The 10,762-nt window shown below is 70.8% G+C and carries 9 protein-coding genes; 4 read left to right on the top strand and 5 right to left on the bottom strand.

The features are described from left to right. Positions 1-104: 104 nt before the first annotated feature. Entirely contained in the window at positions 105-1,022 is a 918-nt protein-coding gene (locus AB0I32_RS21215) for an ABC transporter ATP-binding protein (RefSeq protein ID WP_357509618.1), read from the bottom strand. Beyond that, positions 1,015-2,013, bottom strand: coding sequence for an ABC transporter permease (locus AB0I32_RS21210; RefSeq protein WP_357509616.1), 999 nt, complete (start codon positions 2,011-2,013; stop codon positions 1,015-1,017). Before AB0I32_RS21210 ends, AB0I32_RS21215 begins: the two co-directional genes overlap by 8 nt. A 173-nt stretch (positions 2,014-2,186) precedes the next feature. Between AB0I32_RS21210 and AB0I32_RS21205 the strand changes: the two genes are divergently transcribed. Both AB0I32_RS21205 and AB0I32_RS21200 read left to right on the top strand, forming a co-directional pair. Further along, positions 2,187-3,218, top strand: a complete 1,032-nt coding sequence (locus AB0I32_RS21205) for a hypothetical protein (RefSeq protein WP_357509614.1) — start codon at positions 2,187-2,189, stop codon at positions 3,216-3,218. 46 nt (positions 3,219-3,264) lie between these two features. Next, positions 3,265-4,524 carry a DUF6716 putative glycosyltransferase gene (locus AB0I32_RS21200; RefSeq protein ID WP_357509612.1) on the top strand — a complete coding sequence of 420 codons (1,260 nt, stop codon included), beginning with the start codon at positions 3,265-3,267 and terminating at the stop codon, positions 4,522-4,524. A 29-nt stretch (positions 4,525-4,553) separates the two neighbouring features. On the opposite strand, the gene AB0I32_RS21195 is transcribed toward AB0I32_RS21200, so the two are convergent. The 3 genes from AB0I32_RS21195 to AB0I32_RS21185 all read right to left on the bottom strand — a co-directional run bounded on the left by AB0I32_RS21195 (position 4,554) and on the right by AB0I32_RS21185 (position 8,109). Continuing rightward, positions 4,554-5,597 carry a glycosyltransferase family 2 protein gene (locus AB0I32_RS21195; RefSeq protein WP_357509610.1) on the bottom strand — a complete coding sequence of 348 codons (1,044 nt, stop codon included), beginning with the start codon at positions 5,595-5,597 and terminating at the stop codon, positions 4,554-4,556. Positions 5,598-5,892: 295 nt separating this feature from the next. Then, on the bottom strand, positions 5,893-6,786 hold the full coding sequence (locus AB0I32_RS21190) for an N-acetylneuraminate synthase family protein (RefSeq protein ID WP_357509608.1): 894 nt from the start codon (positions 6,784-6,786) through the stop codon (positions 5,893-5,895). Between the two features lie 57 nt (positions 6,787-6,843). Further along, the gene (locus AB0I32_RS21185; RefSeq protein ID WP_357509606.1) at positions 6,844-8,109 is read right to left on the bottom strand and encodes an acylneuraminate cytidylyltransferase; all 1,266 of its coding nucleotides are present in this window, start codon (positions 8,107-8,109) and stop codon (positions 6,844-6,846) included. Positions 8,110-8,347: 238 nt separating this feature from the next. Here AB0I32_RS21185 and AB0I32_RS21180 point away from each other — a divergent pair, with 238 nt between their 5' ends. Both AB0I32_RS21180 and AB0I32_RS21175 read left to right on the top strand, forming a co-directional pair. Then, on the top strand, positions 8,348-9,367 hold the full coding sequence (locus AB0I32_RS21180) for a glycosyltransferase family 2 protein (protein WP_357509604.1): 1,020 nt from the start codon (positions 8,348-8,350) through the stop codon (positions 9,365-9,367). Then, a complete protein-coding gene (locus tag AB0I32_RS21175) occupies positions 9,364-10,722 on the top strand; it encodes a polysialyltransferase family glycosyltransferase (protein ID WP_357509602.1) in 1,359 nt (452 codons plus the stop codon). The genes AB0I32_RS21180 and AB0I32_RS21175 overlap by 4 nt, the downstream gene beginning before the upstream one ends. Positions 10,723-10,762 lie beyond the last annotated feature (40 nt).

The raw sequence follows: 10,762 nt of genomic DNA, 5'->3' as shown, positions 1-10,762 counted from the left end.
GACGGCAACACCGTGCGCCTGACCGGGCAGACCCGCGCCTCGGCCGGAGACCTCATCCTCACTCGGCGTGGACGGACCAGGCCACTCGTCTGTGACGCCGTAGGTCAGGCGGGCTTGGCGGCGGCCGGCCGGCGCTTGGGCGGCGGGCGCAGCGCGCGCACGAAGTCCTTGTACGCCTCGGCCACCTCGTGCGTCGGCCCGTCCATGACGAGCTGTCCCTGGTGCACCCACAGCGTGCGGGTGCACAGGGCCTCGATCGTCGAGATCGAGTGGCTCACGAGGAACACCGTCCCGGCGTTCTCGCGGACCTTCTCGATGCGGGCCTTGGACTTCGCCTTGAACGTGGCGTCACCGGTGGCCAGCGCCTCGTCGATCATGAGGATGTCGGGCGAGGCCGACGACGAGATGGCGAACCGCAGGCGGGCCCCCATACCGGACGAGTACGTCCGCATCGGCATGTAGACGAAGTCACCGATGTCCGCGAACTCGACGATCTCGTCGAACCGCTCGTCGACCTGCTTGGGCGTCAGGCCGAGGGCGAGGCCACCGATCATGATGTTGCGCTCACCGGTCAGGTCCGGCATCAGCGCCGCGTTGACGCCGAGCAGGGACGGCTCGCCCGACACGTAGACGTGGCCCGACTTGGGCGGCATGAGCCCGGCGACCGCGCGCAGCAGCGTGCTCTTGCCGGAACCGTTGATCCCCACGATGCCTATCGACTCGCCGTGGTTGACGCTGAAGGAGATGCCGCGCACCGCGTGCACCTCGCTCACCGCACCCACGTGCTGCCGGCCGGACCGGATCAGCCGGCGCAGCAGGCTCGGCTTCTTCCGCTCCACCTCCACGACCGTCCCGCCCGTGGAGGCCGAGGCCACGCCTCGCCCGCCGAACACGCGGTAGGCCACGTGCAGGTCGTCGACGACCAGGCACGGGTCACCGATCTTGGTCCTGGGGGCCTCGCCGTCCAGGTCCTCCGGCTCGAGCTCCAGGTCGAAATCCAGGTGCGCGTCTGCCTCAGTCACGTCCGTACTTCTCCTCTCCGCGCCAGAAGACGATGAACCCGACCACGAAGAACAGCAGTGCCCACGCACCGCCGCAGGCCCACATGAGCCCGTTGTCCGGCGGCATCGTCGACTCGTTGGTCACCACCGAGCGCATCAGGTACAGGTATACGGCCACGGGCTGGTAGGTCAGGATGTCCGCGACGATCTCCGTGGCCACCGGGCCGAACCTCAGGTTGTCCACGTAGTGGCTCACCGGGAAGATCACGCCCGACCCGAACATCAGCAGCCGCATGACGAAGCTGACGATGTTGTCGAGGTCCGGGGTCGAGGCCACGAGCCGGGCCATGATGAACGCGACGCCGGTGTTGAACACCCACATCATCGCGAGCGCGGCCGGGATCAGGAGCCACCACCACGTGACGTGGATCATCTCGTTGTCCGGCACGAAGCCGCTGATCAGCGCGATGCCGCACATGACGACGATCGCGGGCAGCAGGGTGGCGAGCTGCGACAGCACGGACGAGATGGGCAGCACCGCACGCGGGAAGTGCAGCGAGCGCAGCAGCGACGTCTTGCCGCTGATGGACTTCGAGCCGCCGCTGACCGAGGCCTCGAAGAACCGGAACATGAACGTGCCGATCACGATGAACGCGATGGTGTTCTCGAGGCCACGGTTGATGCCGAGCAGGAGCCCGAAGACCAGCACGTACATGGTCGCGTTCAGGACGGGGTTCAGGATCGCCCAGAGCTGGCCCAGGTAGTTGCGCTGGTTGCGGGCGTACGCCGTGGAGGTCGCCATGACCCGGATGAACGACCTGCGTCGCGCCAGCTCGCGGATGTACTCGCCGAGCGGCGGTCGGACGTTCAGGGGGCGCAGGCCGTACTTCTGGGCGAGCGCCTGCCGCTGCGCCGACGTCGTGTCCGGCACGATCGCTGGCGGCGGCTGCGGCTTCGCGCCCCGGGCCGGAGCGGCCTGGGGCTTCGCCGCATCAGTCGTAGGTGTGCTCACGATGCGAGAGATACCTGTCTGTCGGGTCACGGCCGGTGTTACACCGGCCCTGACCAAGATTCTAGTCGGATGCAGGATCGTATCGGTCCGGGCAGAAACCATACCGCACAGGTCGGGATTCCAGCGGCAGGAACGGCGCCGTCCGGCGAGGGGCACGTGAGACACTGCACCCCGTGCGTCAGCCACGTCCCATCCCGCGAACCACCCCGCGAAACTCGGCTCAGCGCGTCGCCGGAGCCCTGGTCGAGTCGCCCCTGCAGCTGCTCTGCACGCTGGAGGCGCACGCCGCCGGGCTCGGTGGCGGACAGCTGCACGTCCACGTCCGCGACGACGTCCCCGCGCTCGGCGATGCGCTCGCCGCCGTGCGGAAGTTCGACCTCCCGTCCGGCGTCACCTTCGACCTCGCCGGGCGGCGGACCGCCCTCACGGCCCGCGAGCCGATCTGGCTGGTCGGTGACGCCTTCTCCGGCCTCTTCCAGGTCACCGCCACGCTGCGCCGCCCCGAGCAGGTGGTCCTGGTCGACGACGGCCTGGCGACCCTCGAGCTGGCCCGCCTGCTCGCCCGCTCCGCGCCGCTGGTCCGCCTGGGCGGCCGCGCGCTCGGCGCGCGCCGGCGGCTGGGCGCCGTGGCCGCAGGCCGCCTGCGCTCGCTGGCCGCCGACGGCCGGGTGGTGATCTTCACCGCGCTGCCGATCGAGGCGGAGCTGTCCGATGCCCTGCGCTCGCAGGGCTTCGACGTGCGGCACAACGGCTTCACCTGGCTGTCCCGGCAGGTGGTGTCGGACGCACCGACGGAACCCACAGTCGTCGTCGGCTCCGCGATGCCGGCGGACGGGCTCGTCGCCACCGACGCCTACCTCGACTGGGTACGCGGCCTGGCCGCGGACGGGCCGCTGCGCTACTTCCCGCACCGCAGGCAGACCGAGCCGGTGCTCGCGCGGCTGCGGCAGCTCCCCGGCGTGGTCGTCGACGCGCCGGGCGCCCCTGTGGAGCTGCGCCTGCGCGGGCTGTCCGCCGGCCAGCGCGTCGTGAGCCTGCCGTCCACCTCCGCCGTGCTGCTCACCACCGTCCTCGGCCCGCGCGGTGTGGAGGTGACGCCGCACGACGTGCCCGACTCGTGGTGGTCGCCGGACGCCTCGGCCGAGCTGCGGGCCCACCTGCGCAGCGTGCTCGAGCTCGCCCGCGCCGCACGGGGGACGACATGACGGGGCCCGGGTTACTGGGCGCCCCAGACATGAGAGACTTCGCGGCGTGGTTCTCCTGAACAGCGACGAGCACGCCGTCCCCGCGTCCATCCGTGTGCTCGCGGTCGCGGACAGCGACTCCTATCTCAAATGGGCCTGCGCGACGCTCGACCGCCTCGGCCCCGCGGACGACACCGGCCTGAGCCGCTCGGCGATGATCGTCAAGACGCCGATCGCACCCACCACCGGGCAGATCGCGGCGGCGGTCGCGGGCTCGTCGGTGGTGCGTCCCTCCGTGCTCTCCCTCCGTGAGCTGGGCAGACGCATCCGCGAGGACGTGCCCGACGTCGTGCTGATCGCCGCTACCGGACCGGTCGCGGAAGTCCTGGCGCGCGTCATCGTGCGGGCGACGGGTGACCGGCGCCCCGCGCTCGTCACCGGGCTGCCCGGCATGGCGCTCCCCGCGACGCGCGAGGGCACCGCCAGGCGCCGCTGGTGCGACGCGTTCGTGGTGCACAGCCGCCGCGAGATCGAGGCGTACCGGGAGGCCTTCGCCCTGCAGGGCGTCGCGCCGGACGTCCCGCTGGCGCAGCTGCCGTTCCTCGAGCACACGTCGCAGAACCTCGGCACCGAGGCCGTCAAGCGTGTCGTGTTCGCGGCGCAGGCCAAGGTGCCCGACAACCAGCCCGACCGGGTCACCCTCCTGGACCGCCTCGCCCGGCTCTCGGAGGACGGCTTCGAGGTGATCGTCAAGCTGCGTGCGCGCAAGGGCGAGCGGCAGACGCACAACGAGGCGTTCCCGTACGACGACCTGTGGGAGGCGGAGCACGCACGACTGGGTCACGACCGTGCGGCGCTGCACTTCGTGGACGGCCCCATGGCCGAGTGGCTGCAGCCGGGCACCGCGCTCATGACCGTCAGCTCGACGGCGGCCATGGAGTCGCTGGCCCTTGGGCTGTCCACCGCGATCATCGACGACTTCGGGGTGACCCCGGAGCTCCTGAACGAGCCGTTCACCGGCAGCGGGTGCGTCATGTCCGTGGCCGACGCCGCCGAGGCGTTCCGCGCCGGCGGTCCCGACCCCGACCCGACGTGGCTCGACGAGAACTACCTGCACGGTGGTGAGTCGGAGCTGCCCGCGAGCGTCCGCCGGCTGGCCGGACGGCGCGCCGCAGGCGACCTGACGGAGCTGCGGGACGTCAAGCCGTGGCAGCGGTCGCGGTACATCCGGATGGCGCTGCAGATGTACCTGCCGAAGTTCCTCTACGACGTGGTCCGGCTGTCGACCCGGCCCGTCCGGCTGCTCTTCCTCGACAAGAAGGCCTGACCGGCGAGCCGGTCCGGTGGGGGTCCGGGTCAGACGCCGTCGTCGACCCGGACCCGCTCCGTCAGGCCGCGCAGGAAGCCCGCACCCCACGCCATGTGCATGATGACCATCGTGGCGGGCAACCGCAGCGCGGAGCTCAGGTCGAGCCGCGGGCGCCGGGTCGCCGCGTGCACGGAGGCCCCGACCACGCCTGCGAGGTAGGTCACCGGCGGCACCAGTCCCGCGACGAGCAGCGGGACCAGACCGGTGACCGCGCCGGCCACCGCTGCCAGCACCGAGATGCCGAGCACCAGCACCGCCGTCGGCGGCGCGAGATAGCGCAGGCTGGCCGTGCCCGGGTTCCGCCGGACGACCTCGCGGCGCCACATACCGGTGCGCCAGAACTGCGTGGCGACGGCGCCGAAGGTCCGGCGCGGCTTGTACTCGACGACGAGCGACGGGTCGAACCAGAGCAGGCTCCCGCTGTTCCGCAGCCGCAGGCACAGCTCCCAGTCCTGCGCGCGCACGTACAGCGGCGAGTACCCGCCCACGCGTTCGAGCGCCTCACGGCGGAACGTGCCCAGGTAGACCGTCTCGGCCGGACCTGCGCTGCCGCCCGTGTGGAAGGACGCGGCGCCGAGACCAGCGGGGTGGCTCATCGCGCGCGCCACGGCCTTCTGCACGGGGGTGTCACCGACGGGCAGCATACGCCCGCCCACGCCGTCGGCCCCGGCGGCCCGGAGGGCCTCCACCGCGCGCCGGACGTACGTGGGCTCGGCGACCGTGTGGCCGTCCACCCGCACGAAGATCGAGTGGCCCTCGGGCATCCGTGCCAGGCCCGCGTTGAGGCCGAGCGGCTTGGAGCCCGTCGGGTTGTCCACGACGGTGACACGGCCCGTCTCGGCCGCGAGCTTCTCGGCGATCTCGTGCGTACGGTCCCGCGAGGGACCCACCGCGAGCACCATGTGCAGCGGGTGCGGGTAGTCCTGTTCCAGGATCGACCGCACCATCGCCTCGAGGTACGGCTCCTCGTCACGTACGACGGCGACCACCGTCACCAACGGCATGCTGGCCGCCTCTACCCGCTCGGGCACGAGGCCCCCTCTCGTGGACACGATGCCGGACCGCGCCGGCCCGGGAGTTTCCCGGTCCTGGGTACATCAGAGGCGGGCACCGCGCGTGCGGCGCCCGCCTCCGACGAATGAACAGTTCGCGGGCCCGGACCCCGTCGGGTGTCCGAGCCCACGTCGTGCGCTCGGCTCAGGCGCGTCTGACGCGCCTGAGCCTGGGGTTTCGCTTCGGGCAAGTGCCTCGTTCGGCCCTCACCCTACGCTGCGCCTTCGGCTCAGGCTCCATCTTCCGCGCCTGAGCCTGCGCTGCGCCTTCGGCTCAGGCGTCGACGCGACGGAGCCGCGACATCGGCGAGAACTCGCCGGGCATGACGCGCTTCTGGCCGTCGCCGAGCGCCTTCTCGAGGATGCGGATGTCGCGCACCAGGTTCTCGAGGCCCTTGGGCTCGAGCGAGGAGGCGTGGTCCGAACCCCACATGGCGCGGTCGAGCGTGATGTGCCGCTCCACGGCGACGGCACCGAGTGCCACTGCCGCGATCGAGATCTGCAGACCGGTCTCGTGGCCCGAGTAGCCGATGGGCACGCCGTAGCGCTCCTGCAGCGTCGTGATGGTGCGCAGGTTCGCCTCCTCGGGGGGAAGCGGGTAGGTCGAGGTGGAGTGCAGGATCACGAGCTTGCTCGTGTCCAGGATCTCCACGGCGGCGTCGATCTGCTCGAGCGTCGACATGCCGGTCGAGAGAATGATCGGCTTGCCGGTCGCGGCGAGCGCACGCAGCATCTCGTGGTCCGTCACGGAGGCGGAGGCCACCTTGTGGGTCGGCACGTCCATCTTCTCGAGGAAGTCCACCGACGGCGCGTCCCACGGGGAGGCGAACCACTGCACGCCCTTGTCCTTGGCGTACGCGTCGATCTCCGTGTACTCGGGCTCCTCGAACTCAACCTTGTACTTGTACTCGAGGTACGTCATCTCGCCCCAGGGCGTCTGACGAATCTTGTCGCGCTGGTCCTTCGGAGTGCTGATCTCCGGAGTGCGCTTCTGGAACTTCACGGCCTGGCATCCGGCCTCGACCGCGACGTCGATCAGCTTCTTGGCGATCTCGACGTCACCGTTGTGGTTGATGCCGATCTCGCCGATCACGTACACGGGCTGGTCGGCGCCCACCTGCAGGTCGCCAATGGTGACCGGCGCGGGCTGCGCGTTCGTCGCGCTCATAAGAAGGTCCTTCCGAAAGGGTCGAGCACAGGGTAGTGCTGTTGCATGTCGTCGGGACTAACCGGTGACGACGGGGGTCTGGACGGCTGCCGTACTAGGGGCAGCTTCACCCTGACGCCCAGCGAGTATACGGTCACAGATCTCGCGAACCGCACCGTTCCCGCCCTCCCGGGAGAGCACGAGCCTGGCTTGCGCCTTCACCTCCGGGCGGGCGTCGGCGACGGCGACGGGCCAGCCGACGACGGCCATGGCACCCAGGTCGTTCACATCGTTCCCGACGTAGGCGACGCGTGCCGGGTCGAGGCCCTGCTCGGTGATCCAGGCCCGCAGGGCCGACGCCTTGTCGTCGACACCGTGCATGACCTGCACCTTCAGCTTGTCGGCACGGGACGCGACCACCTTGTTGGTCTCCGTCGACAGGATGAGGATCGGCAGGCCGGTCCGGCGCAGGCGGGCGACGCCCATGCCGTCACCACGGCTCACGCGCACCTGCTCGGTGCCGTCCTGGTCGACGAAGGCGTGGTCGTCGGTGTGCACCCCGTCGAAGTCCGTGACGAGCGCGTCGACGTCGAGCGGTGCGGGGACGGCGTCGTCCACCTGGTCCACGAGCTGACGCGCGAGCCAGAGGTCACGCGGCTCGTCGATCTCGATGGCCCACTCGGAGGCGACCGGCTGGATGCCGACGTCGCCGAAGAACCGCGTGCTGCCTCCACGGAACCCGGCGGTCCTCATCACATAGAAGGCTCCGGTCTCCCGGTAGTGCGGCGCCCGCTCCTGCCGGCGCGGCCGGTATTCGGTGGTGTGTCCCACAGGACTCGCCACGCCGTCGTCGAGCCGCCACTGGAAGTCGTGCGTCTCGGAGACGGCCACCACGACGTCCTTCTCACCGGTGGCGACACGGCGGATGGCGGTGTCGAGGTCCTCCGGGTCGATGAACGGCGACGTGCACTGCACCAGGACGGTCACCGGCGGGATCTCCTGGGGCGGCAGACCACCGTCGCCTGCCTCGACCCGGTCGAGCACGTGCAGCAGCGCGGACTCGGACGACGCGGTGCCGCCGGCGATCTCGGCGGGGCGCGCGACGACGCGCGCACCGTGCAGCCGTGCCTCCGCGGCGATCTCGTCGTGGTCCGTCGAGACGATGACCTGGGCCACCGACGGCGCGGCGAGCGCCGCCTGCACCGCTCGTCCGACGAGGGTGATCCCGTCGACGCGGGCCAGGTTCTTGAGCGGGACGCCCTGTGAGCCCCCGCGCGCGGGGATGATGACGATTCCCGGTCGCCCGCTGGGCGTCTCCGGACCGTTGTCGATCGGTAAGGACATCGTGTTGGGTACCTCGTTCGCCGCGACCTCGCTGGCCCCTCGCGGGTCGTGATCATAGAGAGGATGGGCTCACGGGACCGGCGCCAAGACTAGTGCACCACGGGGCCACGGCCTTGACAGCACCCGAGCCGTTTCAAGGCCCTATGGTTGAATACCGACGTGACCGGCCCGGTCTGCGGCCTCTCGACCGGGCGACGCGACAACAGCCGCCGAAGCCACTGACAGGACTGCACACCACATGAGTTCACCCGCGCGTCCCCGCGTATCGGTGATCGTTCCCGGAAAAGACGCCGAGAACTACATCGCCGACACGCTGACGAGTCTCACCCGGCAGATGCCCGACCCGCACGACCTCGAGGTCATCGTCGTCAACGACGGGTCCAAGGACGCGACCGGCGACATCGCCGAGAGCTACGCGTCCCGGCTGCCGAACCTCAAGGTCCTGACCAACGCCAAACCCTCCGGCCTGGCGAACGCCCGCAACCAGGGTCTGGCGGAGAGCACCGGACGGTACGTCGTCTACCTCGACTCGGACGACTGGCTCGCGCCCCGCAGGCTCGAGGTCCTCGCCGATGCCATGGAGGCCTTCCGTGTCGACTTCGTGCGTTCGGACCACACCACCGTCGACGGCCGCAAGCGCAACATCGCGCGCGCCCCGCAGGCACGTCGTGGCGTCGTCCTGAACCCGCGGGACTCGATCCTCCCGGCCACGGACTCCACGATGGTGGACTACCCCTACGCGTGGGCCGGCATGTTCGACCGCGCGATCGAGCAGGACGGGCTGCTGACCTTCCCCAAGGGCCTGCACACCGCGGAGGACCGGCCCTGGATCTGGCAGCTGTTCCTGAAGTCGCGCTCCTATGCGGTGGTCGACGCACCGACGCTCTGCTACCGGCGCTCCGTGTCGGGTTCGCTCACCTCGACGTACGACCGCCGCCAGCTCGACATCATCCCGGCGCTGCGCACGACGCTCGACCTGATCCTGGCCGACAAGGAGGCCGAGCGGTTCCTGCCCAAGCTGACGCGGACCACGTTCGCCCTGGTGGCGCACCACATGTCCCGCAGCCGGAAGATGACTCCGGACGTCCGGCGCGACCTGAAGGCCGGCGCACGGGACCTGTTCGCGGCGATCCCCCCCAACGTCCTCGCCCACGAGGTCCGGTACCTGAAGCGCGAGCGCGAGCGGCTGCTGCACGGCCTGCTCCCCCACCTGTCCAAGGACGTCTCGTTCGAGCCTGCCGAGGAGGCAACACGATGACCCAGCTTGTCGTCGCATCAACCCTCTTCGGCGCCGCGACCGCCGCCGCAGCCGTCGACGCGGGCCTGCTCGGCACGCCGGACGGCGAGCGCGTGCTGCTGATCGTGAACAACGCCCCTGCACCGGAGCTCACCCCGGCCCTCGACGAGATCGAGGGCGCTGACCCGGTGCTGCGCCGGTTCGACCGGACGGTCCACCTGACGGACCTCATCGCACCCACCCACCCGTCGGGCTGGAGCCCTGGTCAGCGGGAGCGTCCGGCGATGGAGCGGCTGCTCCGGAAGTACTGGGGTCTCGGCGACGGGCCCGTCGACATCGTGGCGGAGTCGGTCTGGGTCAACCCTGCGCAGGCCCTGGCCCGCATCTTCCACTCGAGCCCCGTCACCGTGTACGCCGACGGCCTGATGAGCTACGGCCCGACGCGCAGCCCTCTGCCGCTCGACGTCCGGCAGCGGCTCGAGGGCCTCCTGCACCTGGACCTCGTGCCGGGCCTGCGGCCGGTGCTGCTCTCCGAGTACGGCATCGACCCGACGGTCATCCCCAACGAGTCCTTCCGCGGGATCATCGAGGAGATCGCCGCCAAGTCACACCCTGCGCCCGAGGGGGAGCAGCCGCCGACGGCGCTGGTCGTCGGCCAGTACCTCGCCGCGCTCGGCCTGATGACCCGGTCCGACGAGACGCGCCTGCACGAGCGCATGATCAGTGCGGCCGCCAAGTCCGGCGCCAAGCACGTCAGGTTCAAGCCGCACCCGTCGGCTCCGCCGTCGCTCACGGCCCCGCTCGCCGACGCCGCCACGGCGGCCGGCGTCACGTTCGAGATCATCGACGACCCGCTGCCGGCGGAGGTGCTCCTCGCCGGTCGCCCCTACGTCGCCATGGTCGGCTGCTTCTCCACGGCGCTCGTGACGGCGCGCACCGTGTTCGGTGTGCCGTCCGTCGCGGTCGACACGGGCAGGGTCCTGAAGCTGCTCACGCCGTACGAGAACAGCAACCGCATGCCGGTGACGATCATCGACGCCCTGCACCGCAAGGACACCCCGTACACGGATCCGGCGCGGCTGCAGGAGCTGGTCGGTGCCGTCGCGTACTGCATGCAGCCGAGGGCGCACGAGGCGCACCGCGACACCACCATCGAGTTCCTCGCCGGACTCTCCGAGGGTGAGCGGCGCCGCTACATCAGTGACTCCCGGGTCGGTGCCCTGCGCCTACCGGGCGCACCGCGCAAGAGCGCGGTGGTCGAGGCGGCCACCGACGCCGCACGGGCGGTCCTCCGGCACCCGGCACTCGGCTGGGTGGACCAGCAGACGCAGGGCTCCGAGCTGCGCAAGAAGCTCGCGCGCAAGGTCCGGGGCTGACGCCGTCCGCGGGCCGGGCCGGGAGACCGGCTCGGCCCGC

This window comes from Promicromonospora sp. NPDC050249 (assembly GCF_040656015.1).
Lineage (GTDB): Bacteria > Actinomycetota > Actinomycetes > Actinomycetales > Cellulomonadaceae > Promicromonospora.
Note: the sequence above shows the minus strand (reverse complement) of the source record. Positions and strands in the feature narration are given on the sequence as shown.

What these genes read in the sequence shown, in the direction of transcription:
- AB0I32_RS21175 (WP_357509602.1), top strand. Translation starts at nt 9,364, where the DNA reads ATGACCCAGCTTGTCGTCGCATCAACCCTCTTCGGCGCCGCGACCGCC.
- AB0I32_RS21185 (WP_357509606.1), bottom strand. Translation starts at nt 8,109, where the DNA reads ATGTCCTTACCGATCGACAACGGTCCGGAGACGCCCAGCGGGCGACCG.
- AB0I32_RS21180 (WP_357509604.1), top strand. Translation starts at nt 8,348, where the DNA reads ATGAGTTCACCCGCGCGTCCCCGCGTATCGGTGATCGTTCCCGGAAAA.
- AB0I32_RS21190 (WP_357509608.1), bottom strand. Translation starts at nt 6,786, where the DNA reads ATGAGCGCGACGAACGCGCAGCCCGCGCCGGTCACCATTGGCGACCTG.